A 25353-nucleotide genomic window follows, 5' to 3' on the forward strand; every position below is an offset into this window, starting at 1 on the left:
GTCATGAAGCTGAAAAACCTTAAAGATGTCATTGCCGGCGCGGGGTCGTCGATAAAAGACGTCATGAGACTTATCGACCATTCGGGCTTGAGAGTAGCTTACATAGTAGACGCGCAAAAAAGATTGGCAGGAGCCATAAGCGATAGCGAGATCAGGAAGGCGATCCTGCGGGGTGTGGACATTCGTAACAAAGCGTTGGATATAGCCAATCCCGACCCGATCGTCTTCCGGGAAGAAGACGCGGCAAATCCTTATTCCGCGGAGCGGGCCGTCAAGCGCTTGCTGGAGAAGATGCCGGACAGCCGCTATATTCTTGTCGTTGACAGGAATAGCCGGCCGAAAAAGATCGTGCGCTGCCGGGCATTCACAAGCGTGGCGAATAAAGAAAAACATGAACATACGGGAAGGAAGATACTTGTGGTGGGCGGCGCGGGATATCTGGGATCTATCCTTGTAAGAAAGCTTCTCGCGCGCGATATCAAGGTCAGAGTCCTCGATATCCTGATGTACGGGTCAAAATCGGTAGAGGGCCTTCTTAAAAACAGGATGTTCGAACTTGTAAATGGCGATATGCGTGACATATCTACAATAGTCAGGGCGCTGTCGGGCGTCGACGCGGTTGTCAACCTTGCGGCGATAGTAGGCGACCCGGCCTGCAAAAACAGGCCTGAAGCGGCGATAGAGACAAACTACCTCGCGAATAAGGCCTTGGCCGAGGCGTGCAAGTATCACCAGATAAACAGGTTCGTCTATGCCTCTACGTGCAGCGTGTACGGGACGATGGATGGGAATAAACTACTGGACGAAAATTCCGCCCTCAATCCGGTTTCGCTCTACGCCAGGTCCAAGATACATGCCGAGGAGGGGATACTAAGCCTCATGGACGAGAACTTCTCCCCGACCATATTGCGGATGGGGACATTATACGGCTGTTCGCCGAGGATGAGGTTTGACCTCGTAGTGAATACAATGACTAAAACAGCGGTGAAGTCAGGCAGGATATCGGTCCATGGAGGCGGTAAACAGTGGCGTCCTATGCTGCATGTCGACGATGCCGCCGAGGCCTACATAAAATGTCTGGAGGCCCCTATTCACAGGATAAGAGGCGAGATATTCAATGTCGGCTCGGAAGACGAGAACTACAGGATAATCCGCCTGGCAGAGATAGTGAAGGGGTGTGTACCGGGCTCGAAGCTGGTAATGGAGGGGAAGGCAAATGATCCGAGGAACTATTCGGTCTCATTCGCCAAGATAAGGAAGGCCCTGAAGTTCAGGCCTGTCGTCAGGATGGAGAAGGGCGTCATGGACATAAAGAAGAAGATAGGCGAGGAGATCGATAACGTGGACGATCCGAAATATTATAACGTGGAATACAGCCAATGAACCATAAAGAGAAGCCGGCGATATTAGGCGGAAAACCCGTTTTCAAAGAACCGGTCCCCATTACCAGGCCCACTATCGGCCGCATAGGGCGCCTGAAGAAAGCGTTTGGGGAGATATTGCGCACCAGGATGATCACGAACTCGGATTACGTCAGGCGTTTCGAATCGAAGCTGTCGAGGCATATAGGGGTAAAACACGCCGTTGCACTTTCCAGCTGCACAAGCGGGCTCATGCTGATAATGAAAGCGCTTGAGCTGAAGGGTGAGGTGATAATGCCGAGCTTCACCTTTCACGCTACTGCCCACGCGGCAGTATGGAACGGCCTTAAGCCGGTATTTGTCGACTGCAATATAGATACCTACAATATTGACCCGGACGAAGTGGAAAGATCCATCACATCCAGAACGTCGGCGATAGTCGCAGTGCACATATTCGGGAACCCGCCGGACATAGGAGCCCTGACCAAGATAGCTAAAAGGCACGGGCTGAAGCTGGTCTTTGATGCCGCCCACGGCCTCGGATCCGCATATAAAGGGAAGAGGGTGGGTTGTTTTGGGGACGCCGAATCGTTCAGTTTGAGTCCCACCAAACTTCTGACCACCGGCGAGGGCGGCGTAGTGACGACGAATAATGACCGGATCGCCAATTTCGTCCGTATGGGCAGGACGTATGGGGATCCTGGTAGTTACGATCCCGCGTTCTCGGGCCTCAGCTCGAGAATGACGGAGTTTTCCGCGCTGCTCGGTATCGAAGGGCTCGACCTCCTGGAAGAAAACGCAAGACGGAGGAACAGGCTGGCCGGATTGTACAAAGAACTGTTATCCGGGATACCCGGCCTGAGTTTTCAGAAAATAGATAAAAGCCTCCGGTCGAGCTATAAGGACTTCTCGGTCCTGGTCGATAAGGATATGTTCGGCTTGTCGAGGGACTTACTCTTTGATTCTTTGGCCGCCGAGAACATTAGCGCCAAAAAATATTTTTATCCTCCTGTACACCGCCAGAGAGCATTCGCCTCTTTCGGCCAGGCCGGCAAAAAGCTAAAAAATACAGAAATACTGTCCGACAACTCATTGAGCCTGCCGCTCTATTCCGATATGCCGGAGTCCGACGTAAGTAAGATATGTCTTGCCGTGCGCCGCTCGCATCGTTATGCCCGGGAGATATCGAAGGCCGAGAGATGAAAAAGATATGTTTTTTCTTACAGACGCCTCTCACAAGACGCGATTATGAAAGATTCGGAGTAGAGTTGCTTAGAAATATTGGGTTTGAGGTATTGTTCCTGGATATGACGGCAGTCATGAATCCTGATTATAAGTCATCAGAAAAGATTGCTACGGATAGTACAGTATACTGTAATACTTACGATGATGCAGATAAATTTCTGAGGGATAGCGGGGATATGTTCGGTATAGACATGATAGGCGCCCGCGTGATAAACGTATTTTTTTACAGGATATTGAAAAGACATAAGGTACGCTATGCCGCTTTTTGTGCTAATAGTATTCCGACCTCTTATTCCTGGAACAGCAAAGGCATGGATCTTATCGGAAATATAAAAATATTATTTGGAAGCATAGTTTGGCGGCTTCCGAATTCATTGTTGGGGCTGCCTACGCCAGATTATGTCTTAGCCGGCGGAGAGAGATATTCTCCAAAACGACCTCAACCCGGCAGTGCCACGCGGGTAATATGGGCACATTCACTTGATTACGATAAATATCTGGAATATTGTTTGAGCGACCGCATTCCTCTTATTGACGGAGGGTATGCCGTTTTTCTTGACGAATATTTTCCGCTACATCCAGATTATAATATAAAAGGCGGTATGCATAAAAATCCTTTTAGCGAGGACAGGCAAGGCGAATATTATACAGGAATGAACAGGTTTTTTTCTTATCTGGAAAACCGTATTGGCATACCTATCGCTATCGCTGCACACCCGAAGTCGAAGTACGAAGACATGCCGGGTGTGTTCGGAGAGCGTAAGATGTTTAAAGGTAAAACTATAGAATTGGTGTCGCGCGCCAGATATGTAATAGCACACGTCAGCACTTCCGTAAATTTTGCGGTATTGTTCAGAAAACCGATAGTATTCGTTACCATGAATGCGATGGAAAGTACGCCTTATGGTCCTTTAATATCGAATTTCGCATCTCAATTTAATGAGAGGGTTGTCAATATAGATCTTGACCCTGCCGGTTGGCCTGCGAAAGAACCGGTTATTGTGGCAGAGGGGCCGTATAAGGAATACGTTAGGCGTTTTATCAAAACCGACGGTTCTCCGCAACTTCCGTTCTGGCAGATAGTGGGCGACAGGCTAAAGGCTTATAACTGATATGACTAAGATGGCAGTATTCGAAAAGTTGAGTTTCATCTCGCTTCCCATCGCGGCGGGTTATCTGGCCATGGGATATGAGGTGGGCTATTTCGATAAGAACGTATCGTCCGCTTTTTCAGTGTTATACGGATATTTTCATCGCACCGGGAAGATCAAGAAAATGCCGCCGGAAGACTTTACTCTTGCGATGCAGTATGAAGCCCATAACGCGGCGCTTGACATCGTAGAGAGCGCATATGAGGTGCGCTTCAGTAAGAGCGGTGCCATAAGGCTTATAGCAAGGATGATGGGTTCCGACCTGGTCCATTCTATTTACAAAAAAGCCCTCCTTGCAAGGATATACGATTATTATCGTATGCAGTCGGTGTTGAATAAGATGGCGGTTGACGCCGGTCCCGGCAGCCGGCTTTGTTTTGTCGCCTGCGATTATATGGTCATGGAGAAGATGACCGCTTTCGGCAAGCCGCGCGGCGGTCTCGATAAACGTTTTTTCATATCATGGTGGTCGCGCATATTGTCATTAGCTGCGGGGATGGGCGGTTATATAGCAAATATATTCTGCCTTTTTGCCTTTCCCGTATGGATATCGGCCAAAGTGAAAAAGGTAGACCGTGACAAGCCGCTGGTAAAGGACTATCAGGCCGGTATCCGCGTATATCAGGGAGATTTCGGGATGTGCGGCAAATACCGCTCCATGGATTTTATTCTCGATGGCAGGGACCTCAATGCCTCGAATGTCCTTTTCTGCGCGGAGACGTATTTGTCCGGGGACTACGTTTCCGAGATAAGAAAACGTGGATACAGCCTTGTTGTCCTGCCGGAGATACTGTGCCGTGTCAGCCGCGCATTCTTAAAGGAAAAGGTATTCAAAGTCTTTCTGCCTTTCTGGGCCCAGTCCATGGCCGCCTCTTTGACGGAAAGCGGTTTTATAACCAAGACGACCGTGACCATATTACGCGATTATCTCCTGTGGTCCAGGTTCCTGGATGAGTTCCGTATTAAGCACTACGCAGTCTACAACAATTATGAACGTGGGCACATAACGAGGAACATCCTCCTTTCGAAGAGGGACGTCACTACCTGGTATTATATACATTCCGGTCACAATCCGGACCTCTTCAATGCCCCGGACGAACCCGATTACAGACATACATTCTTCTCCTATATGTATTATGACAGGTTCCTGTCTTGGGGCGGCAGGGTGACGCGGTATTATTCATCTTTCATTACCCATATTGGGAAGTTTGAGAACTCGGGATGCCTGTGGTCGGAGCATGTGAGGAAGGCGGCGGAGGACAAAGAACTTTATTCCTCAAAGCGAAGGTCTATTCTCAAAAGCCTGGGCAGGGACTCGGGCAGGATAGTGGCCGTATTCGATACGACGGTAGGAGCGGATGCGCCCCTGCAGCTTGAGGACATGGCCGCTTTTGTGACTGGCATAGTGAGGCTTATGGATGAAGACCCTGATATCGTGGTCGTTTTCAAGGAAAAATGGCTGTGGAATGAATTGCTGGAGCGTGAACCCGGGATAGCGTCTTATTATCAGAAGCTTTATGAGCATGCGCGCTGTTACCGTACAGGAGGCAGCAACAGGGACTCCACGGAAGTGATGGCTGTTTCCGATCTTGTCATATCCGCTCCTTTTACGGCACCTACAACGGAAGCGCTCGGCGCCCGGAAAAAGGCGATCTATTTCGATGCCACGAACAGGTTCAGGGGTCGTTTCTACGACACGTTCCCGAAGCTGGTTGCTCATAATTATAATGAGTTGAAAGGCCTTGTACGTTACTGGCTGGACGAGGCTTCGGACAAGGATTTCAGCGACTATCTCGACAGGCATATAAAAGGCAAGATAGACGCTTATGTCGACGGCAGGGGAATAACGAGATTCCGCGCCTTTCTGTGCGGAAAGGAAGAGGCAGCCAAGCATGGTGAAGATAGCTACGCCCATATCGGGTCTTTTTAAAGATAAGGCCGCCGCGCTCTCTATATCGGCGCATTCGGACTGCCTGGAGTTCCGCGACCATAGCCTGGGCTCAGAGCTTAAGAAGCAGGAGATATTTCATTGCGACCTGCAACCTATACATGTTTTTAGCGATAAAGAGACAGGTTACTTGCGGCATGTCAAAAAAAATAAGCCGGGATTGAAGCTTGTTACTTTTCACATCGCTTCATGCTGCGACAGGCCCAGGCTTAAAGGCGGCATGTTCGAGCCAGGCGGCAGGCGTTACACGAGACAGGAGTTGCTGAGGACGGCCGGGCGCAATTTCAGGGCGATAAAGAGGATATTTGGCAGTAAGACGAAGATCGCCGTCGAGAACAACAACTTTTATCCTACGGGCGCGTATAAATATATCACGGACGCGGATTTCGTTTCGGAGATGGTCCGCGGGAATGCCATATATTTCGTGTTTGACATCGCGCACGGCGTGATAACGTCCCGAAACAGGGGGATCGACTACCGCGGATACAAGAGGGCGCTTCCGATGGACAGGGCGGTGCAGTTGCATGTAAGCGCCCCGGGATCGCGACACGGCATTGCCTATGACGCGCATAGGCTGCCGGGCGATAATGAGTATGGGGAGGTCAGGGAGCTGCTGGCGGAATATCCCGGTATAGAATATGTGACCGTGGAGTATTATAAAGGCGCCAAGGATCTTGTCGCCTCACTGGAAAGGATGAGAAGGTTGCTATGAGCTATCTAGACGGACAGTTCGGGCTCAGGGATAAAGTGGCGCTGATTACCGGTGCCTCGGGGCAGCTCGGCCGGCGGCTGTGCGAAAGTTTCGTCAAGGCGGGGGCCAAGGTGGCAGGGCTGGACAAGGTCATATCGAAAGCGAAGACAGACGGCGTCGAATATTACAGAGCCGATATAACGAAGAAGAAGGATGTTGAGGGTGCTCTGGGGCGCGTAGCCGGGAAATACGGGACCATAGATATAATGATCAACAACGCGGGTGTCAGCGTTTTCGAGCCTTTCGAGAAGAGGCCCGAGAAGAGCATAGACCATGTCATGGACGTGAACCTGAAAGGGACGTTCTTCTGCATCCAGTCGTACGTCAATATATTCGACAGGTGTAAGCTGAAGAAGGGCTCGATCGTCAACGTTGCCTCCTTTTACGGCGTCATATCTCCGGACTTCAGGATATATACGGACTGCAAGAGAAAGAATTCCGAGATCTACGGGGCTACCAAGGCCGGTGTCATACAGATGACTAGATATTTCGCCGTCCACCTGGCTTCCAGGAATATCCGGGTGAATGCGGTATCTCCGGGCGGGATATACAATCCCGATAATCCGCAGGGGAAAGATTTCATAAAGAACTATTCGGCGAGGTGCCCCATGGGAAGGATGGCCAGGGACGGGGAGATCGCGGGGGCCGTCATGTACCTTTCCGGTGACGCGGCAAGCTATACGACCGGGCACAATATAGTAGTAGACGGCGGCATGAGCTGCTGGTGAGAGAAGGCGGGTGCGATATGGGTTACTCAAGAAAAGACCTTAAAGATTACGGGCTCGGCACAAATAACGGCATCTACGTTATAGCGGAGATAGGTATAAACCACATGGGTGACATCGACTCCGCCAGGAACCTCATAGGGTCAGCGCGCAGGGCCGGCGCGGACGCGGTGAAATTCCAGACTTATGTGACAGAAAGAAGGACGCATAAAGGCTCTCCGATATTCGATATACTGAAAAGGTGCGAGCTTCCGTTCGAGGCCTTCAGGGAGCTTAAGGATTATTCGAGTTCGCTCGACATAGAATTTTTCTCGACGCCTTTTGACGCCGAGAGCGTGGATTTTCTGGAGAGCATCGGCTGCCGCATATACAAGGTATCGTCGTTCGATGTGACGAACCATGCGCTTCTTTCCAGGGTCGCCGCCACGGGCAAGACTGTCATGATGTCCGTAGGCATGGCCAATATGGGCGAGATACAGGACGCTTACAATATCCTGAAAGGCGGGACCTCAAAGGTCGCGCTGTTACATTGTATCTCCGCGTATCCGTCCAGGCCGGAAGACGCGAACCTGGCCGCGATATATGTCCTGAAGGAAAAATTCGATTGTCTGATAGGCCAGTCCGACCATACGAACGATATCGTGATACCGTTGTATGCGGCCTCGGCCGGAGCGCAGGTCGTCGAGAAGCATTATAAGATCGATGAACGGATGGACTGCGTGGATGCGGCCGTGTCTATTACTGAGAAACAGATGGCCGGGATGGTGGAAGAGATGAGAAAGCTCGATAAGGCGCTTGGAAGGGGCGAGCTGGGGGTGAGGCCCGCCGAAAAAGGCTGCGAGATATTCCGGAGAAAAGCGGGGGCGCGATGAATAAACTTTACGTTTTTCAGGATGGGAGGAAGAATGATTATTCTAAGGAACTGGAGTGCGCTTATAAGACGTACGGCAAGGGCTCTCCGAAGTCGAAATTTCGCGGTATTTCCGTGGACAAGCTCATCGACCACTCCACAGAGGTGATCATATCGAACGGGCTGCCCAAGAACTGGTATTTCATACTGAAGGGCCTCAACATAGTGACGATCACGCTGGACAGGCTGGATAAGCATTTAAATCTGGCCGACATAGTCATAGATTTCAAGAGCCAGGACAGCAACAGGTATTTTACGGGCCCCGATTATTCCATACGCAACAATAAGGACCTGGAATTCGACAGCATAGCGAACCTGATCAAGAAGCTAGAGTGGGACTCGGGGTTCTTCGGTTTCCCCGTGGCCCTGCTCAGCTCGCGCTATCTTACGGAAAACATAATGCACCGAATAGAGAAGTTCATAAAGCGCGAGAATATAAGACTGGTCGAGTATCTCTGCAACTGCCACGACAGCCGGAGCGTCAAGATTGCCGAAAAGAACGGTTTCCATTTCGCCGACATTCGGCTCTCATTCGAAAAGGTCCTCAGGGAAAAGCATGGTCCGCAAATGCCGAAAGCGATACGGTTCGGAAAGGCTGATAAGAAGGATGTGAGGACGCTCAAGCATATCAGCGAGGACCTGTATAAGGACAGCAGGTACTTTTTCGATACCAATTTCAACAGGAGTAAGATAAACGAATTCTACCAGAACTGGATAGAGAAAGCCGTCCTGGGAAAATACGACGATGAATGTTTCTGCCTTTATACGAATGGCGTTCCCGTGGCTTTCTGCTCGTTGAAATATAATATAGGATCGAGCGTCACCATAGGGTTGTTGGGGCTCTCCAACGAATATCAGGGCAAGGGGCTGGGCAAGGTGCTGCTATACAGCATCTTCGATATGCTGATCGACAGGGGGGTATCGAGAGTATCCGTCGTCACGCAGGGGCGTAATTATGCGGCCCAGCGCCTATACCAGAACGTCGGGTTCCTTACCAAGGCCACGGAGCTCTGGTACCACAAATGGATCTGATGGAGAAGATATCGAGGTTTACCCTGGGCGCGGCGCAATTAGGGCTGCCTTACGGCATTTCCGGCAGGCCTCTCGTGGACTCGCCGGAGGACATACTGCGAGCCGCCCGCGAAGCGGGTATAGACACGATCGATACCGCTAAGGCATACGGAAACAGCGAAGAGATGATCGGCCGGTATCTGAAAAAGAACGCGGGATGGTCACCTGATATAATAACGAAGATAAAGATAGAGGGCGCAAGCGCCGCTGAGCTCGTTCGCGAGGTCGAGATGAAGTTGGACGACAGCCTGGAGAAGCTCGGCCGCAAAAGCATATACGGCCTCATGCTCCATAATTACGGAGCGTTAGCCAGGCATAAGCGCTCTCTTGTCGACGCGATGGCGCAGTTGAAAGCGGCCCGTAAGGTAGCCAAGATAGGCATTTCGGTTTACGGCGCCGATGAGCTGAAGATCTCGCTGGGATATGATGAGTTCGAGATATTTCAGGGGCCGGTAAACTTGTTCGACCGCAGGATAACGAGTTCGGGATCGTTGAAAGAGATAGTCCGGCGTAAAAAGTCTTTCTTCGCAAGGTCGGTGTTTCTGCAGGGGCTTTTTTTCATGGATGACGAAGCATTGGCCGGCAAGGTCCCGGAAGCCCGGACCTATATAGGTAAGCTGAGGGGATTGTCCGAAAAATCGGGCATGAGTGTGGCGGAACTGGCATTTTCATATACGGGAAGCATCGAGGGCATAACGAGCCTTGTGTTGGGAGTCAAAAGCAGGAAACAGTTGAGCGATCTGATAGCGTTGTTAAAGACAAAACCCATCGCGCGGGACCTTGCGGGACAAATAGAGAAGATATTCTCGGATGTGCCGCAGTATGTATACGATCCCAGGAGATGGCCTAACGCGGTATGACTATGAAGCGATATAAAACGGCAATAGTAGGGCTGGGGAATATAGCGTGGAAATTCGACGCGAGGGTAAGGTCGGCGGACCCGCTTACTCATGCGGGCGCGTATATGAAAAATCCCCGGACTGTCCTTGTCGGCGGCTGCTCGCCCGACAAGCAGGACCGCAGAGATTTCGAAAAAAGATACGGGGCGCCGGCATTCGCGGGCATAGAGGAGATGATCGGGAAGACGGAGCCCCATATAGTAAGCATATGCTCCCCGTCTGCTCTTCATTACGAGCACGTGGAGTACAGCCTCCGCAAGAGGGTGCCGATGATATGGCTGGAGAAGCCGCCTACATTGACGGTCGAAGATATTGACGGCCTTATATATAAGGTAAGGGCAGCCGGTTCGTCCAGGTTACTGGTCAATTACCAGAGGCGCTATTGCCGGTCTTACGCCCGGCTTAAAGAGCTTTTGGCGCGCCGAGCCCTGGGCAGGATCGTCTCCGTGAACTTGACGTATTCGAGAGGGCTGGCGACCAACGGTTCCCATATCCTTGATATGGCGTTTTTCCTTACGGGAGACAAAGTAGATGCCGTGATCGGGCCTGTCTCTCCGGCTTCCGGGTCTGCCAATCCGTCGTTTATGATGAAACTGGCCGGCGGGATCCCGTGTTCCGTATCCGGCATGGACCTGCCGTATCATTGCATCGACGTATCGGTCACCTGCGAACGGGGGCGCGCTTCCATAATACACGGCGGCATGAAGACCGTCTGGGAGATGAAGGAAGAACATGAGCTTTTCCCCGGGTTCTACAGGCTGCGTGACGCGGCGAAGAACCTTATAGGGCCAGGCGGTTTCAAGGGAAGCATGACTGCTGCGCTTGGTGATATTATTAACGCTCATGAAAAGAGAAGGGAGCCTGTGAGCAGCCTTCGCACCGCCAGACGCTCGCAGCTTGTGATGGAAGAGGTCAATAAAAGGATAAAGGCGGCGGGATGAAGATACTTGCGGTTTCGGGAGATGTAGGCGGGGCCAGGGCCGTAATGCCGGTCCTGAAGAAGCTCTTTGACGAGAAGACGCCGTTCGTCATATCGGATAACGGTTTTCTCGGTAAAGAAGCGCCTGCCGAATGGCCGCGCGCGGTCCTGCCGGATTGGAGCGACAGGGATTCCGTGAAGGGGCTTATTGAAAAAGAGGGCGTCACACTTGTGATCTTCACTACGAGCGTCAAGGACGCTGTGCCTCTCGGCGTTGCCCGGGCCGCGCGGAACGCAGGTTTGCCTGTGATATGCATATTGGATAACTGGATGACCTACCGCAAACGCATGGAGGTCGACGGCCTGGAGACATTCCTTCCGGACGTATATGCGATGATGGACGAGCTTGCCTTTGAAGAGGCCGTAGCCGACGGCCTGCCGCCTTCGATACTGAAGGTCACAGGCCAGCCCGCACTGGCGTCCATCGCGGAGTCCTACAGGTCGATGCGCAGAGAGGACTATGCGGACAAACTGCGTTCCTGCGGGATAATGAAGGATAAACAGCTTATAGTCTTTATCTCGGAACCCGCGGAGAAGGACCAGGGGGCGGGACCGTCATCGACGAATTTCAGGGGTTACACGGAGAAGACCGTGTTGCGGCAGTTGTGCGCCTGTTTGCAGCCGTATTCCGGCCGGATCCAGATAGGTATAGCGCCCCATCCGCGCGAAGACCAGGAGGAATTGAGCAGGTCCTGGGAGGCGTACCGGGGCGGCCTGACGGGCGGTATATTGAAAAATACAAGCGGCAGGGAATCGGTATTCCTTGCGGACGGCGTAGCGGGCATGGCATCCATACTTCTTTATGAGGCGTACCTGGTGGGCAAGCCTTCCATAAGTCTTCAGCCCGGCCTGAGACTGCCGCAGTTAGCCTTTATGAAGAAGAAGAAAGGGTGCCGCTTTCTCGACGATCCGGGATCGTGGAAAGAGTATGTAGACGGCTGGATAGCCGATGTCAGGAAAGCGCCGGGGGCGCACAAGATCGACCCGGAGCTTGAATTTCACCTGAAGGCCTCGGACAGGATCATACGCACCATAAAGGATTCCATGAAGCTTATTAAAAAGAAGGGGGCTTGAGCATGAATGTGGCGATAATACCCGCCAGAGGCGGGAGCAAGCGGGTACCAAAAAAGAATATCAAACTTTTCATAGGCAAACCGATCATAACGTATTCCCTGAAAGAGACCGTGGACAGCGGACTCTTCGATAGGGTCATAGTCTCTACCGATTCGGAAGAGATAGCGGCAATAGCCAGGAGCGCCGGGGCGGAGGTCCCGTTCATGCGCCCCGCCGAACTGTCGGACGATCATACACACATAGCGGACGTCGTAGAACATGCGATCAAGTGGCTTAAGGCGGACGGCTGCGACGTTGAATATGTATGCTGTATATTCTGCACAGCCCCGTTCATACAGAAAAAATATCTAAAGGAAGGCCTTGAGAAGATAAGGAAGACCAAGACCGATTCGGTATTCACGGTCACCAGCTTTCCGTTCCCCATATTGCGGGGGATGAGGATAACCGACAAAGGGACCCTCGAGATGTTCTGGCCGCAGTATGAATTCACCAGGTCCAACGACCTCGAGGAGGCATATCATGACGCGGGGCAGTTCTACTGGCTGGAGGCCGACCGCTTCCTCAAGAATAAGAGATTTTTTACGAAAGACGCCCTTCCGATAATCCTGCCCAGGTATCTTGTGCAGGACATAGATACCCCGGAGGACTGGGAGACGGCCGAGATGCTGTATGAATCCATCCAGAGAAAAGATAATAAAAAAGAGGAGGGAGTAAGAAGATGAAGTTGGCTATTAACGGCGGAAGCCCGGTAAGAAAGAAACTGTTCCCAGGATACAACTATATAGGCGCGGAGGAGAAAGCCGAGGTCATGAGGGTGCTCGATTCCGGAGTGCTGTCCCAGTTCCTGGGGTGCTGGCACGCCGACTTTTACGGCGGGCCCGAAGTGAGGACACTCGAAAAGGAATGGGCCGAGTATTTCGGCGCCAAGCACGCTATCTCGGTAAATTCCTGCACCTCCGGGCTGATATGCGCCGTAGGGGCCACAGGCGTGGAACCGGGGGAGGAGATAATAGTGACTCCGTACAGCATGTGCATATCCGCCGCGGCGCCCCTGTTCTACAACGCCGTCCCCGTTTTTGCCGATGTTGAGGAGGATTACTATTGCCTCGACGCCGATTCTATCGAAAAACGCATCACGCCGAGGACGCGCGCCATACTGGTCGTGGACCTTTTCGGCATGCCGTATGACGCCCAGAGGATAAACGCCATCGCGAAGAAGCACGGCCTGATAGTCATAGAGGATACCGCCCAGGCGCCCGGCGCCCTGAATAACGGCAAGTATACGGGGACGCTCGGACACATGGGAGTCCATTCGCTGAATTATCATAAGCATATCCATTCGGGCGAAGGCGGCGTCATCCTGACCAATGACGACAAGCTGGCGGAGAAGGTCCAGCTGATACGCAACCACGGGGAGGCCGTCGTCGAGAAAAAAGGAACGAAAGATATAGTGAACATCATCGGGTATAATTTCAGGATGACGGAGATGGAGGCGGCCGTAGCGAGGTGTCAGCTCAGGAAGCTGAAGAAACTCTTATCCGATCGCCAGGACAACTGCGCCTATCTGAACGAAAAGCTCGGGCAGGTCCCCGGTATCGTCCCGACGAAGCTGAGGAAGGGATGCACGCATTCCTACTATGTCCATCCCCTGAAATATAAAGAAGAGGTCACCGGCGTGCCCCGGAACGTCTTCATAGACGCGGTCAGGGCGGAGCTCGCGCCGTTGGCGCTGCGCGAAGGCGAAGGCGTAAAGATAACGTCCGGTTACTGCAGGCCGCTGTATTTACAGCCGATATTCCAGAAGAAGATCGCTTACGGGTCCAAGGGTTGCCCGTTCACAAAACCGTGGTATGAAGGCAGCGTAAGTTATGACAAGGGAATATGCCCCACCGTCGAGCGCCTCTTCGAGAAAGAGCTGTTTATCCACGAGATGATAAGCCCCCCGATGACGAGAGAGGACCTTAACGATGTGGTCAAGGCATTCGAGAAGGTATACGAGAACAGAGAAGAGCTAATGCAGAAAGCAGCAGGAAAGGAGACAGTTAGATGAAGTTGCTATTCGTGATGTATGACAATGAAGGGCCGAAAAACAGTATGCCGGTCGGGCCGTGCTACGTGGCGGCCTATGCCAAGGAGAACGGATACGGCGATATAGCCTACTACAGCCAGGATGTTTATCATTATCCGGAAGAGCATCTTACGAAGTATCTTGATGACAACCGTTTCGATGTGGTGGGCATCGGTTTTTGCGCCGGCTATTTCCAGCTGAAAAAGATCAAGATGATATGCGACGCCATCCACAAGTCGAAACACAGACCCTTTATAGTGTTGGGCGGTCATGGGCCGAGCCCCGTGCCGGAGTTTTACATTAAATACATGGGCGCGGATGCCACTGTTTCGGGCGACGGAGAGCTGCCGTTCCTGAATCTTGTGAAGGCGCTTGAGAACAAGACTCCTCTTAGCAAGGTAAAAGGGATATCCTACCGGGACGGCGATAAGGTGGTCGTGAACGAACGGGAAGCGGCCATAAAAGACCTGGATAGTCTGCCGTTCCCTCTTTACGAACTCCTGCCTATGGAATATTATCTTGCCGCCAAACTGGCGGGCCAGAGCGCTACAGACCGCATGATATATCTTACGCCAAGCAGGGGATGTACGTATAATTGCAATTTCTGCCAGCGGCTTGAGCCCGGGATCCGCCTCAGGTCTCCCGGCAACATAGTAGAGGAGATAAAAAAATACAAGAAGGACTACAACGCGACGTTTATACATTTTGTAGATGAGCTGTTCATGTTAAGCAAGAAACGTATCTATGACCTTACGGAGGCATTTCTGAAGGCGGACCTTAATATAAAATATTTCTGCACGGGGCGCCTCAACATCGCCGATGAGGAGATACTCGGCATGATGAAACGCTCGGGTTGCGCATATATAGACTACGGCATAGAACAGTTCGATAACGCTGCTCTCGCTGCCATGGATAAGCAGCAGACCGAGGATGATATAATCCGCGGCATAACGGCGACACAGAAGGCCGGCATCAACATCGTATTTAATATAATATTCGGCAATATCGGGGATACGAAAAAAAGCCTTCGTAAGTCGATAGAACTGCTGAAGAAATACAATGATTACGGCCAGGTCAGGGCGATCAGGCCGGTAACGCCGTATCCGGGCTCGCCTCTTTATTATTATGCCATAGATAAGGGGCTTCTTAAGGGGCCGGAGGATTTTTACAGGAAGCATACGAATCTTGAGCTTCCGACGGTGAACTTCACCAGCATACCGGACAAAGAGTTCATAGACCTGATGTTCGAGGCTAATAAGGAAATACTTCACGACCACTACGACCATGTAAGAGATGAGACCATTGAAACTTTCCGGAAGGTCTATTATGAGAAGGACGCGAGTTTCAGGGGGACGAGGCATTAGAATATGAAGAATAAGGCCGCGGAAAAGGAATGGAAGCAGCTACGGTATACCAGGGACCCGGACGAGATGATCGCCGGTGTAGTGGGTAAAGAGTATATGGAATACCGCAAGCGCTGGGAGCGCGCCGGCCGGTTGCAGGTGACCGGCAAATATCCGACGCATCTCGATTTCGAATTCCGGTACGGGTGTAACTTGAAATGCCCCTATTGCATACTCCAGATAGGGTCCTCGGAATTGGGCGAAAACCACCCTTATCACATCAGGAATAAGTCGCTCAGCATCACGTTCGAGAAGTTCGAGGAGATACTCAAAGAGGGTATATCGCATGGGCTTTCGTCCATTACGATAGGCGGCAATAATGAACCCCTGCTGACGCGAGATGTCGCCAGATACATAAAACGCGCCAGGGAACTGGGCATAGTAGATGTAATTATGCTTACCAACGCTACATTGCTTACGGAGAAGATCTCCGCAGAGCTGCTGGATTCCGGAATAACCAAGATATATTTCTCCCTGGACGCCATACGGCAAGAGACATACAGGATAGTGCGCAAGGGCGGCGATTTCGGTAAGGTCATGAAGAATATAGAATATTTCCTGAAACTGAAGAAAGAGAAAGGGCAGGTCCTGCCGATAACCAGGGTCTCTTTCGTAAAGAATAAGCTGAACGAGGCCGAAGCGGAAGAGTTTGCCGAGTACTGGAAAACAAAGGTCGATTTCCTTTGCTTCCAGGCGTTCGTGACGCCGGCCTACGGGTATTCGGGCTATGAGACGCTCCGGAAAAAGTTCCAGATGGAGAACAAGGAGCTGAAAGAACCGGGCGTCTGCAGCCAGCCTTACCAGCGCCTGACTATTTACAGCGACGGGTCCGTGCATCCCTGCTGCCGGTGGTACGGATCGACCATAATCCTGGGAAATATTAATTCAGAGAGTATCTATGATATATGGAATTCCGCAAAGATGAAAAAATTCAGGCTTGCGGTAAATGACAGCGTTCCGGATAATGTGCCCAAGGAATGCCGGATATGCAGGAAGACTATCTTTGGTGAATAGATAATGGCCACAGCGGAACATAAGATAAAAAATATATTGTTCTACCTTATACCTTCTTTCATAGGCAACGCGCTGCCTTTTATCACGCTTCCTATAATAACGCGTTTCCTGTCGCCGCAGGATTTCGGCATATCGGCTCTTGCTATGAGCACGACGCTGATCATAGCGAATATCCTGGTATGCAATGTCGATACGGCGGCGTACCGGTACTATTTTGAATACAGGAAGAACGCGAAAGAAGTGGCGGGATTGATAAATACGAGCCTGGCGTATATTTTACTGGTCGGCGTCGTCTCCATTCCGATCGTCTATTTTGCCAGTAACGCTATTTCGAGGCTTATTATAGGTTCTGCGGAATATGCGCAGGCTTTATTCATTTCGTACATAAGCGCCTGCCTTTCCGTGCTGGTAAATTTTTATCTGATGTTCTACCGGAATATGGAAAAGGCCAAAGATTTCTCTTATTTAAAGACAATCCAAACGCTTATAGGCACGATACTTACTCTGGTATTGATCATAAAATTCAGAATGGGTTATATGGGGCTCATATACGCGACGTTCGGATCGTTTCTTATCGCGTTCCTGGTAGTTTCCGCGCGGTTCATGATAGATTTTCCTTTTCATTTCAGGGCTAAGATGCTTATCGATAACCTGAAATACGGGATACCGCTTTTGCCTAATATGTTCAGCGGCTCCATATACCAGTTCTTTGATAAATACATGCTGCAGAGGATCGTCTCGCTGTCGAGCACAGGCATATTCAGTATAGCGCAGAACATATCTACGAGGCTCTTCACGTTCATGACCGCGGTCCAATCGACGTTCGAGCCGATATTCATGAAAGACATGTTCGACCGCGGCGCCGAAGGGGCGAGATCGGTCGGAAGGAATTTCACGGTATTTACATACATATCGCTGTCCGTCATCCTCGGCACTATATTGTTCGGGGAGGAGATAATCTATATCCTGGCCCCGAGCAGCTATTATGGGGCTATAAATGTTTTCATGATCCTCCTGGGCGCTATATCAATGCAGACATTCGGCAAGATCGTCGGGCCGCAGCTGGCATATCCTAAAAAAGCCTATCTGTCGTTCCCCATAAGCCTTGCGGGGCTGGCAGTCAACATATCGCTGAACCTGTTCCTTATACCGAAGTGGGGGGCGTCCGGCGCCGCGTTCGCTACATTCGTTACCATCGCTTTGAGTAATGCCATATCGGTCTTCATAGCGCAAAAATTCTACAAAATAGAGTATGAGAAATTTTTCCTGCTGCTTATATATTCGAATGTTTTTATCAGCACATTCCTGCTGATATATATGAGGCTGATTGACGCCCCGATCCTGCTTAAGTATGGGTTGAAGATAGCGTCGTTGGCCGCTTACGCTTATGCCGGAGTAAGGGCCCGGATAATTACAAAAGGCAACATCAGGATCGTTATGAACATATTAAGATTAAGAACCTCTACTGAAAAATATGTAGAGATATAGAAAGGACCGATCATGATAGACCTGAAAGCCAGGTTAAAAGCCAATAAGCTTACTATAGGATCCTGGATCACGCTTGCGTCCCCGGCCATACCGGAGATCATGGCCCGGTGCGGGTTCGACTGGCTCACAGTCGATATGGAACATTCGGCTATAACCATCGAAATTGCCCAGGACCTTATACGGATCATCGGGCTGTCAGGCGTCGTGCCTCTAGTGCGCGTCGGCAAGAACGACCCTAATCTAATAAAGAGGGTCATGGATGCCGGTGCGCACGGCGTGATCGTGCCTATGGTGAATTCGCCGGAAGATGCCGAGAGGGCGGTCAGCGCCGTCAAATATCCGCCTGTCGGGAAGAGGGGCGTCGGCCTTGCGCGGGCGCAGGGGTACGGCCTTGAATTCGGGAAGTATAAAAACTGGGTCAATAAAAAAAGCGTAGTTGTCGTCCAGGTAGAGCATATAGACGCGGTCGAAAGCCTAGAAGGCATACTCGCGACCCCGGGGGTGGATGCTTTTATTGTGGGACCGTATGACCTGTCGGCTTCGCTGGGAAGACCTGGGGAATTCGAACATCCCGACGTCAAGGCGGCGCTTAAAGAGGTGATTTCTGTATCGAAACGGATGAATAAATGCGCCGGGTTTCACGTCATCCCGCCGGACAGCCGGCTGCTTGCTAAAAAATCCGAAGAAGGCTATAGGTTCTTAGGGTTCAGCCTCGATACGCTCTTTTTGGGCCGGTCATGCATGGATGAAACAACCGCCGCGCGCAGGAAGATGAGGAGATAAGAGATGAATATCGCAGCTATAATACCCGCCAGGATGGCGTCGACAAGATACCCCGGAAAGCCCCTTGCCAGGATACTCGGCATGGAGATGATAGGCCATGTCTATTTCCGCAGCCGCATGTCCAAGCTCCTTAACGGTATATATATAGCCACATGCGATAGCGAGGTGAGTGATTACGCGAAATCGATAGGCGCGCCGTACATCATGACAAAGGATACTCATGAGAGGGCGTCCGATCGCGCGGCGGAGGCTATGCTTAAGATCGAGGCGGATACCGGAAAGAAGCTGGACATAGTCGTGATGATACAGGGCGACGAGCCGATGATTGCGCCGGAAATGATAGACGAGGCCGTGAGGCCGCTTGTCGAAGACAGCTCGATACTCGTGTCGAACTCCATGGCCGATATCATGACCAGGCAGGAGCAGGAGGACCCGAACGAGGTGAAGGTCGTTGTCGATAATGACGGCTTTGCGTTATACTTTTCGCGCGAGCCGATACCGTCATGGAAGAAAGGCGCGAAGGCCGTGCCGATGCGCAAACAGGTATGTATAATACCTTTCAGGAGGGATTTTCTTTTGAAGTTCAACGGGCTTAAGCAGACGCCGCTCGAGATCGTCGAGTCGGTCGACATGCTGAGGGTCCTCGAAAACGGATATAAGGTAAAGATGGTCCCGACGAAATATGTGACGTACAGCGTCGATACGCCGGAGGATCTAAGGACCGTCGAAGAGGCCATGAAGGGCGATAAGCTCCTGGCCGGGTATTTCCGGGCCGCAAAGGCAGGGAGGGGGTAGCCGTATGGAAAAGGTCTCCGCGCTGAAAATAGAGGACTTTAAGGAAGGCAAGAGCTATTCGTTCGAAAAGACCGTGACGGCCGCGGACATCGACGTCTTTGCCGCTATAACGGGCGATATCAGTCCTCTGCATATGAGCGATGAGTTTGCCCGGGCTAGAGGGTTCAAAGGCAGGGTCGCGCACGGCGTGCTCCTCGCGGGATTTGTGTCGAAGATTATAGGCGTGGACTTTCCCGGCGAGAACTGCCTCCTACAGACCATGAGCCTGAAATTTTCCACGCCATGTTACGCCGGAGACACATTGCGTATCACCGCGTCCGTCAGCCAGGTTTCAACCGCCGCAGGCGCAGTGGTCCTTGATATAGTGATAGAAAATGCGGCAGACCGCGTAACTGTGGCAAAAGGGAAAGCGCAGGTAGGTTTTACGAAGACGACAGGAAAATAATGAAGGATATAGAGTTCATTTTTATAGCGCAGTCGGAGACGATCGATTACGGAGGGTATTCAAAGCTGCCCGCCGACAGGATCGAACTTTACAGGGATCTCGTCTATCCGCGCATGGTGTATTTTAAGGGAGCCTTCCGTTCGCATCTCGACCTGATAAATTATTTTACGGAAGGAAAATTCTTTAACGAGGCAGGATACGCTGAGCGCCGTAAGCTTCTTAACATGTGGAACCTGCCCGGCATGAACAGCCTCCATCTTGCGAACTACCTCGCGCAATACGGCATTGCGGCTAAGGTTATAAATAATTTCGACGCGGAATGGGATATATTCCGCGACGCGTACGGATCCGCGAAACGCCCTCCGATCGTCGGCATTTCGACTACGTTCCATCTTTCTTATATGGAGGCTAAGCGTATCGCAGGAGAGATAAGGAAGGAATATCCGGACGCTGTCATAGCGCTGGGCGGCGCATTCGTGAACGAGCAGTCCATAAACGGGGAACTCAGGGACATGGAAAAGCCTATGCGCAAATACGGCATAAATTACATACTCCATGCGTTCAATTCCGAGGCCGATCTGAGGGACCTTGTCCTGGCCTCAAGAAAAGGCGCGCTGCCGGGCAGCGTTAACAACCTCGCCTATCTCGGCGGCGGCGATCTCAAGTCCTGCGCATTCGGGACGACGGGGACGAAATGGAACGACCCTGTCCTGGAGGATGATCCCGAGTTATGGGATAAGCTGGATATGAAGTTCGTGAACCATACCGTCCAGACGAGGACTTCGTACGGCTGCCCGTTCTCCTGCGCGTTCTGCTCATATCCGAAGACGGCGAAAAAATTCTGCCAGATGGACATCGATGCTGTCGAAAAACAGGTAAATGGGCTTCTGAAGATTCCGGGCGTCGATAAGATAATATTCGTCGACGATACATTTAACGCGTCTCCTGCCCGTTTTAAGGACATATGCCGCAGTCTCGGCAAATATAATTTTGAATGGTTCGCCTTCCTGCGGGCCAACCTTATAGATGAGGAAACGGCAAGGCTGATGGTCAGGTCCGGATGCAGGGGCGTCTATCTCGGTATAGAATCGGCCGATGACGCTGTGCTGAAGAATATGAACAAGAAGGCCACGCACTCTCAATGTCTCGAGGGCATAAGGTTTCTGAAGAAATACGGCGTAACTACCGTGGCCGCGTTTATAATAGGTTTTCCGGGCGAGACGGAAGAGACCCTTAAGGAAGATGTAGAGTTCATAGAGTCGAGCGGGGTCGATTTTTACACCCTGAAGGAGTTTTATTACATGAAGCATACGGCCGTATACGAGGATCGCGGCCGGTTCGGCCTGTCGGGCATTGGGAACAAGTGGCGGCACGATACGATGGATTACAAAAAGGCGCAAGCTGCGAAGATAGATATGTTCAGGTCAATCAAAAACAGCGTATATGTCGATGCGGATACGAGCCTGTGGTATATAGCTTACCTTTATGACCAGGGATACGATATAAGCCGGACAGCGGCGGCACAGCGCCGTATAAACGGCATCGCGGCCCGGCAGATAGACGGTATGACGGATGATAACGACAGGCTCTTTAAAGAGCTAGGCGAAATATTATCGAAAGAGGCGGTGCGCAAATGAACGGTCAGGATAAAAAAGAAGCCTTGAGGAAGGTCAAAGAGGACATCAAACGCTCCGAATATAAGAGCGCATTTTCGCGCCTCGATCTCATAACCAGCCACGACGACGATTTTGTCCTGCAATCGAGGTATGCCGCCCTTTTCAGATCGATCAGGACGGAAGGCCTCGATCTTAAAAAGATCCGTGTAGCGGTGCTTGCGACCAGCACCGTCAGCCATTTCAACGATATATTAAGGTACTGGCTGGCGAAAGAAGGATTCGACGCCGACATATACGAATCGGAGTATGATACTGTCAGGCAAACGATAATGGACAAGAACAGCCCCCTCTACGACTTCGGACCGGACATAGCCGTGATATTTACGAATTACAGGGATGTCGCGTTCGATGTGCCGCCGGGCAGCTCCCGCGAGGAAATTAAAAGCGCGGTTTCGTCGGCGGTCCGCGATGTAGCGTCCCTCTGGGACGCGCTTAACAGGAATTCGAAATGCCATATAATACAGAATAACGCGGACCTGCCGTACCACCGCACTTTCGGAAACTTCGAAGGCGCGGCACCATGGACGAAGATCAATGTCCTGAGGCTGTTCAACCTTGAGCTCGCCAGCGCGGCCGTGCCCGGCGTGACCATATTCGATCTCGATTTCGTATCGTCGGCGTACGGTAAACGCAAATGGCATGACGCCGAGTATTGGTACCATTCCAAACACGCTTTCAGCCTGGATGCGACAGGGCTGGTCGCACACGACCTGTCTAAGGTGATAGGCTCGATAAAAGGGCGGGCAAAAAAATGCCTCGTCCTCGACCTCGACAATACCATCTGGGGCGGAGTAATAGGCGATGACGGTATCGAGGGCATCGCGCTCGGCAGCGGTCCCGACGGCGAAGCATTCGCGGATTTCCAGCGGTATCTCGCGCTCCTGAAGAGACGCGGGGTCATACTTGCCGTATGCAGCAAGAACGACGAGGAGACCGCCAAAGAGCCGTTCCTCAAACACCCGGACATGCACCTTAAGCTGGAGGACATGGTCGTATTTAAAGCGAACTGGGATGATAAGCCGTCCAATATAAGGCAGATAGCGTCAGAGCTGAACATAGGGCTCGACGCAATAGTCTTCGTCGACGACAATCCGGCCGAGCGGGAGCTCGTGAGAAGCACTCTTCCGATGGTGAGCGTCCCGGAACTGCCGCCGGACCCGGCCGGTTACGTCCACGCGTTGACAAGCCACTCATATTTCGAGACGGTCTCATTCTCCGACGAGGATAGGGCTCGGACCGAATATTATAAAAGTAATGTCACGCGCCTGGGGTTTCAAAAGCAGTTTACCGATCTCGCCGATTATCTGAAGAGCCTTGGCATGGAGATGGCGGTATGGACATTCGACGATTTCAACCTCCCCCGTATATCGCAGCTTGTGAATAAGTCGAACCAGTTCCATCTTACTACGACCAGATACACCGAACAGGAACTGAGATCGATGCGGGACGACCCCAAGAGGATCTGCCGGTCATTCAGGCTTAGGGACCGTTTCGGCGACAACGGCCTGATATCGGCGGTAATACTTGAGAAGAAGACGCCCGGCGAGGCGGTGATAGATACCTGGGTCATGAGCTGCCGCGTCCTGTCGAGAAGCTGCGAGGAATTTATCTGCCGGGAGATGATAACCCTGGCAGAAGAGGCAGGTGTGAAGAGGATAACGGGTAAGTATATACCGACGAAGAAGAACAGGCTCGTCAGCGGATTATACGAAAGACTCGGCTTCCGTACCGCAGGTCAGGAAGCCGAGGCGTTTCTATGGTCGCTCGATATCGGCCGGGGGACAACGCTTCCGGAGACATTCATAAAGAGGGCCGTTGAAACAGATAGTGTAAGGATGTAAGGAGGGCTATGACCGGCAAGAGGGATTCTATAAAGGAGCGCCTGAACGGGATTTTCAGGGAAGTCTTTGACGACGATACGATCGAGATATCGGATACTATGACAGCGAAGGATATCGCCGAGTGGGATTCGCTGAATCATATAGTACTCGTAGTCGCCGTGGAGAAAGAGTTCGGCCTGAAGCTTAACGCCGCAGAGGTCGGGAAGCTGGAGAATGTCGGATCGATGCTGACGCTCCTCGAAGGCCGCGCTACAAAATAATAACGAGGCACGGATGGATTTCATATCTATTAAATTTGCCGTCTTTGTAATGCTTGCGCTTACCGCATTTTCGGTCTGTCCGAAAGCGCGCCGCATGAGTGTTATCATGCCGTTTATCAATCTGGCGTTCCTAGCCACGTTTGTGACCGATCTGCGGCAGCTTGCGCCCCTGGGGCTGTTTTTAGCCGCGGGGTTTGTTTCCATAAAGATGATTGAACGTTTTCCGACGCGGGCGAACATGGTAGCCGCGCTGGCTGCTATACTTGCCGTATTCGTATATTTGAAAAAATACACGTTCTTATCGTTCGTTCCGGCCCTGCCGTGGCCGTATCTCATGGTCGGACTGTCCTATATATTATTCAGGGTCCTGCATCTTGCCGCGGACATATACGGCGGCGCGATAAAGGAAAGGATATCATCGACGGTATTTTTTAATTATACATGCTCTTTTCTCACCTTTATCGCGGGGCCTATCCAGCGTTATGAGGAATTCGCCGCCCAGGCCGAAGCCGCCGGGGAGAAGGCCGTTTCGCAAGACCAGGCATTCTCGTCGTTCTCCAGGATGCTGAACGGCCTTCTGAAGATAGCGATACTGTCGCCGTTCCTGCTTGCGATACATAGCGAGTTCCTGAGCCGCGTGGCAGAGACAAGATACGCGCTCACCATGCAAAGCGCATTTATTACATATGTGGGCGCGTCGTTCTTTTACACGCTTTACCTGTATATCAACTTTTCCGGATACATGGACGTAGTGATAAGTATCGGCCGTTTCTTCGGGTTCGATCTGCCGGAAAATTTTAATAAGCCGCTTTCGAGGTCGCGCAGCTTCCTCGACCTTTGGTCAAGATGGCACATGACCCTTTCGGACTGGTTCAAATTTTACGTGTTTAATCCGCTTGTGAAATTCATGACATACAAGCGGGAGAACCCGGCGCTGATCCCATATTATGCCGTCGCGGCGTTCTTCGTAACATTCCTTTTAATGGGGATATGGCACGGCACGTCGTATTCGTTCGTCGTCTTCGGACTTTTTCTCGCTTTCGGCACGAGCGTCAATAAGCTTTACGACATAGTGATGCGCCGTCTCGTCGGGAAAAAGGCGTATGGACAGCTGTGCGATAACGGCATTTACGCAGCGATATGTTCCGGGCTTACATTCTCTTATTTCAGCATGGGGCTCACGTGCCTCTGGCTGGATTTTGACAGGCTAATCAGCCTATTTTCCGGGCTTGGGATCGCGGGATCCGCGGTTATCTTTATTTTAGGCGGACTGCTGGCCGCGGCCATTATTGTGTCATACCGGGCTCTCACGACTATAGTTTCAGGTATGCGTAGACTTATCTGGCGGGCCGCTGAAAATTTTTATTTGAAACAGTTAGGTCTTTCGTTCAAGGCCTTTGTGCTGCTGCTCTTCGTGGTATCTAAACTGCAGACGGTGCCAGAATTCATATATAAGGCATTCTGAT

Annotated in this window: 23 protein-coding genes; all 23 read left to right on the plus strand. The window is 51.5% G+C overall.

Features of this window, described 5'->3' with window-relative positions; all coding sequences use genetic code 11:
• Positions 1-3: 3 nt before the first annotated feature.
• Genes WC592_01355 through WC592_01465 form a run of 23 tightly spaced genes read left to right on the plus strand, consistent with a single transcriptional unit; the run spans position 4 to position 25352 of the window.
• Complete coding sequence (locus WC592_01355) at positions 4-1383, plus strand: NAD-dependent epimerase/dehydratase family protein (GenBank protein ID MFA4981102.1); 1380 nt, start codon at positions 4-6, stop codon at positions 1381-1383.
• Complete coding sequence (locus WC592_01360) at positions 1380-2564, plus strand: DegT/DnrJ/EryC1/StrS family aminotransferase (GenBank protein MFA4981103.1); 1185 nt, start codon at positions 1380-1382, stop codon at positions 2562-2564. Before WC592_01355 ends, WC592_01360 begins: the two co-directional genes overlap by 4 nt.
• Positions 2561-3718 (plus strand): hypothetical protein, encoded by a 1158-nt coding sequence (locus tag WC592_01365; protein MFA4981104.1) that lies wholly within the window; start codon positions 2561-2563, stop codon positions 3716-3718. Before WC592_01360 ends, WC592_01365 begins: the two co-directional genes overlap by 4 nt.
• Position 3719: 1 nt before the next feature.
• Positions 3720-5687 carry a polysaccharide biosynthesis PFTS motif protein gene (locus WC592_01370; protein MFA4981105.1) on the plus strand — a complete coding sequence of 656 codons (1968 nt, stop codon included), beginning with the start codon at positions 3720-3722 and terminating at the stop codon, positions 5685-5687.
• Entirely contained in the window at positions 5650-6417 is a 768-nt protein-coding gene (locus WC592_01375; protein ID MFA4981106.1) for a DUF692 family multinuclear iron-containing protein, read from the plus strand. The genes WC592_01370 and WC592_01375 overlap by 38 nt, the downstream gene beginning before the upstream one ends.
• Positions 6414-7184 carry an SDR family oxidoreductase gene (locus WC592_01380; protein MFA4981107.1) on the plus strand — a complete coding sequence of 257 codons (771 nt, stop codon included), beginning with the start codon at positions 6414-6416 and terminating at the stop codon, positions 7182-7184. The genes WC592_01375 and WC592_01380 overlap by 4 nt, the downstream gene beginning before the upstream one ends.
• A gap of 17 nt (positions 7185-7201) precedes the next feature.
• On the plus strand, positions 7202-8053 hold the full coding sequence (locus WC592_01385) for an N-acetylneuraminate synthase family protein (GenBank protein ID MFA4981108.1): 852 nt from the start codon (positions 7202-7204) through the stop codon (positions 8051-8053).
• Positions 8050-9123: a GNAT family N-acetyltransferase gene (locus WC592_01390; protein MFA4981109.1), complete on the plus strand. Its 1074-nt coding sequence runs from the start codon at positions 8050-8052 to the stop codon at positions 9121-9123. Before WC592_01385 ends, WC592_01390 begins: the two co-directional genes overlap by 4 nt.
• The gene (locus WC592_01395) at positions 9114-10022 is read left to right on the plus strand and encodes an aldo/keto reductase (GenBank protein ID MFA4981110.1); all 909 of its coding nucleotides are present in this window, start codon (positions 9114-9116) and stop codon (positions 10020-10022) included. Before WC592_01390 ends, WC592_01395 begins: the two co-directional genes overlap by 10 nt.
• Positions 10023-10024: 2 nt before the next feature.
• Positions 10025-11002: a Gfo/Idh/MocA family oxidoreductase gene (locus WC592_01400; protein ID MFA4981111.1), complete on the plus strand. Its 978-nt coding sequence runs from the start codon at positions 10025-10027 to the stop codon at positions 11000-11002.
• A complete protein-coding gene (locus WC592_01405) occupies positions 10999-12114 on the plus strand; it encodes a hypothetical protein (protein MFA4981112.1) in 1116 nt (371 codons plus the stop codon). The genes WC592_01400 and WC592_01405 overlap by 4 nt, the downstream gene beginning before the upstream one ends.
• A 2-nt stretch (positions 12115-12116) precedes the next feature.
• Entirely contained in the window at positions 12117-12836 is a 720-nt protein-coding gene (gene pseF / locus WC592_01410) for a pseudaminic acid cytidylyltransferase (protein MFA4981113.1), read from the plus strand.
• Positions 12833-14164 (plus strand): DegT/DnrJ/EryC1/StrS family aminotransferase, encoded by a 1332-nt coding sequence (locus tag WC592_01415; GenBank protein ID MFA4981114.1) that lies wholly within the window; start codon positions 12833-12835, stop codon positions 14162-14164. The genes pseF and WC592_01415 overlap by 4 nt, the downstream gene beginning before the upstream one ends.
• Positions 14161-15546: a radical SAM protein gene (locus tag WC592_01420; GenBank protein ID MFA4981115.1), complete on the plus strand. Its 1386-nt coding sequence runs from the start codon at positions 14161-14163 to the stop codon at positions 15544-15546. The genes WC592_01415 and WC592_01420 overlap by 4 nt, the downstream gene beginning before the upstream one ends.
• A gap of 3 nt (positions 15547-15549) precedes the next feature.
• Positions 15550-16599 carry a radical SAM/SPASM domain-containing protein gene (locus WC592_01425; GenBank protein MFA4981116.1) on the plus strand — a complete coding sequence of 350 codons (1050 nt, stop codon included), beginning with the start codon at positions 15550-15552 and terminating at the stop codon, positions 16597-16599.
• 3 nt (positions 16600-16602) lie between these two features.
• Positions 16603-18087, plus strand: a complete 1485-nt coding sequence (locus tag WC592_01430) for an oligosaccharide flippase family protein (protein ID MFA4981117.1) — start codon at positions 16603-16605, stop codon at positions 18085-18087.
• Positions 18088-18099: 12 nt separating this feature from the next.
• Complete coding sequence (locus tag WC592_01435) at positions 18100-18870, plus strand: aldolase/citrate lyase family protein (protein MFA4981118.1); 771 nt, start codon at positions 18100-18102, stop codon at positions 18868-18870.
• Positions 18871-18873: 3 nt separating this feature from the next.
• Positions 18874-19665 carry a 3-deoxy-manno-octulosonate cytidylyltransferase gene (locus tag WC592_01440; GenBank protein ID MFA4981119.1) on the plus strand — a complete coding sequence of 264 codons (792 nt, stop codon included), beginning with the start codon at positions 18874-18876 and terminating at the stop codon, positions 19663-19665.
• A 4-nt stretch (positions 19666-19669) separates the two neighbouring features.
• Positions 19670-20110 carry a MaoC family dehydratase gene (locus tag WC592_01445; protein ID MFA4981120.1) on the plus strand — a complete coding sequence of 147 codons (441 nt, stop codon included), beginning with the start codon at positions 19670-19672 and terminating at the stop codon, positions 20108-20110.
• On the plus strand, positions 20110-21747 hold the full coding sequence (locus WC592_01450; protein ID MFA4981121.1) for a radical SAM protein: 1638 nt from the start codon (positions 20110-20112) through the stop codon (positions 21745-21747). The genes WC592_01445 and WC592_01450 overlap by 1 nt, the downstream gene beginning before the upstream one ends.
• Entirely contained in the window at positions 21744-23627 is a 1884-nt protein-coding gene (locus WC592_01455; GenBank protein MFA4981122.1) for an HAD-IIIC family phosphatase, read from the plus strand. Before WC592_01450 ends, WC592_01455 begins: the two co-directional genes overlap by 4 nt.
• An 8-nt stretch (positions 23628-23635) precedes the next feature.
• On the plus strand, positions 23636-23887 hold the full coding sequence (locus WC592_01460) for an acyl carrier protein (protein ID MFA4981123.1): 252 nt from the start codon (positions 23636-23638) through the stop codon (positions 23885-23887).
• A gap of 13 nt (positions 23888-23900) precedes the next feature.
• Entirely contained in the window at positions 23901-25352 is a 1452-nt protein-coding gene (locus WC592_01465; GenBank protein ID MFA4981124.1) for an MBOAT family O-acyltransferase, read from the plus strand.
• The last annotated feature ends 1 nt before the right edge of the window (position 25353 follow it).

It is taken from the genome of Candidatus Omnitrophota bacterium (assembly GCA_041648975.1).
Classification (GTDB): Bacteria; Omnitrophota; Gorgyraeia; order 2-01-FULL-45-10; family 2-01-FULL-45-10; genus JAQUSE01.

Bases quoted from the DNA above. Each gene is read 5' to 3' on its own strand.
- WC592_01355 (MFA4981102.1), top strand. From the start codon at position 4: ATGAAGCTGAAAAACCTTAAAGATGTCATTGCCGGCGCGGGGTCGTCG.
- WC592_01360 (MFA4981103.1), top strand. From the start codon at position 1,380: ATGAACCATAAAGAGAAGCCGGCGATATTAGGCGGAAAACCCGTTTTC.
- WC592_01365 (MFA4981104.1), top strand. From the start codon at position 2,561: ATGAAAAAGATATGTTTTTTCTTACAGACGCCTCTCACAAGACGCGAT.
- WC592_01370 (MFA4981105.1), top strand. From the start codon at position 3,720: ATGACTAAGATGGCAGTATTCGAAAAGTTGAGTTTCATCTCGCTTCCC.
- WC592_01375 (MFA4981106.1), top strand. From the start codon at position 5,650: ATGGTGAAGATAGCTACGCCCATATCGGGTCTTTTTAAAGATAAGGCC.
- WC592_01380 (MFA4981107.1), top strand. From the start codon at position 6,414: ATGAGCTATCTAGACGGACAGTTCGGGCTCAGGGATAAAGTGGCGCTG.
- WC592_01385 (MFA4981108.1), top strand. From the start codon at position 7,202: ATGGGTTACTCAAGAAAAGACCTTAAAGATTACGGGCTCGGCACAAAT.
- WC592_01390 (MFA4981109.1), top strand. From the start codon at position 8,050: ATGAATAAACTTTACGTTTTTCAGGATGGGAGGAAGAATGATTATTCT.
- WC592_01395 (MFA4981110.1), top strand. From the start codon at position 9,114: ATGGATCTGATGGAGAAGATATCGAGGTTTACCCTGGGCGCGGCGCAA.
- WC592_01400 (MFA4981111.1), top strand. From the start codon at position 10,025: ATGAAGCGATATAAAACGGCAATAGTAGGGCTGGGGAATATAGCGTGG.
- WC592_01405 (MFA4981112.1), top strand. From the start codon at position 10,999: ATGAAGATACTTGCGGTTTCGGGAGATGTAGGCGGGGCCAGGGCCGTA.
- pseF (MFA4981113.1), top strand. From the start codon at position 12,117: ATGAATGTGGCGATAATACCCGCCAGAGGCGGGAGCAAGCGGGTACCA.
- WC592_01415 (MFA4981114.1), top strand. From the start codon at position 12,833: ATGAAGTTGGCTATTAACGGCGGAAGCCCGGTAAGAAAGAAACTGTTC.
- WC592_01420 (MFA4981115.1), top strand. From the start codon at position 14,161: ATGAAGTTGCTATTCGTGATGTATGACAATGAAGGGCCGAAAAACAGT.
- WC592_01425 (MFA4981116.1), top strand. From the start codon at position 15,550: ATGAAGAATAAGGCCGCGGAAAAGGAATGGAAGCAGCTACGGTATACC.
- WC592_01430 (MFA4981117.1), top strand. From the start codon at position 16,603: ATGGCCACAGCGGAACATAAGATAAAAAATATATTGTTCTACCTTATA.
- WC592_01435 (MFA4981118.1), top strand. From the start codon at position 18,100: ATGATAGACCTGAAAGCCAGGTTAAAAGCCAATAAGCTTACTATAGGA.
- WC592_01440 (MFA4981119.1), top strand. From the start codon at position 18,874: ATGAATATCGCAGCTATAATACCCGCCAGGATGGCGTCGACAAGATAC.
- WC592_01445 (MFA4981120.1), top strand. From the start codon at position 19,670: ATGGAAAAGGTCTCCGCGCTGAAAATAGAGGACTTTAAGGAAGGCAAG.
- WC592_01450 (MFA4981121.1), top strand. From the start codon at position 20,110: ATGAAGGATATAGAGTTCATTTTTATAGCGCAGTCGGAGACGATCGAT.
- WC592_01455 (MFA4981122.1), top strand. From the start codon at position 21,744: ATGAACGGTCAGGATAAAAAAGAAGCCTTGAGGAAGGTCAAAGAGGAC.
- WC592_01460 (MFA4981123.1), top strand. From the start codon at position 23,636: ATGACCGGCAAGAGGGATTCTATAAAGGAGCGCCTGAACGGGATTTTC.
- WC592_01465 (MFA4981124.1), top strand. From the start codon at position 23,901: ATGGATTTCATATCTATTAAATTTGCCGTCTTTGTAATGCTTGCGCTT.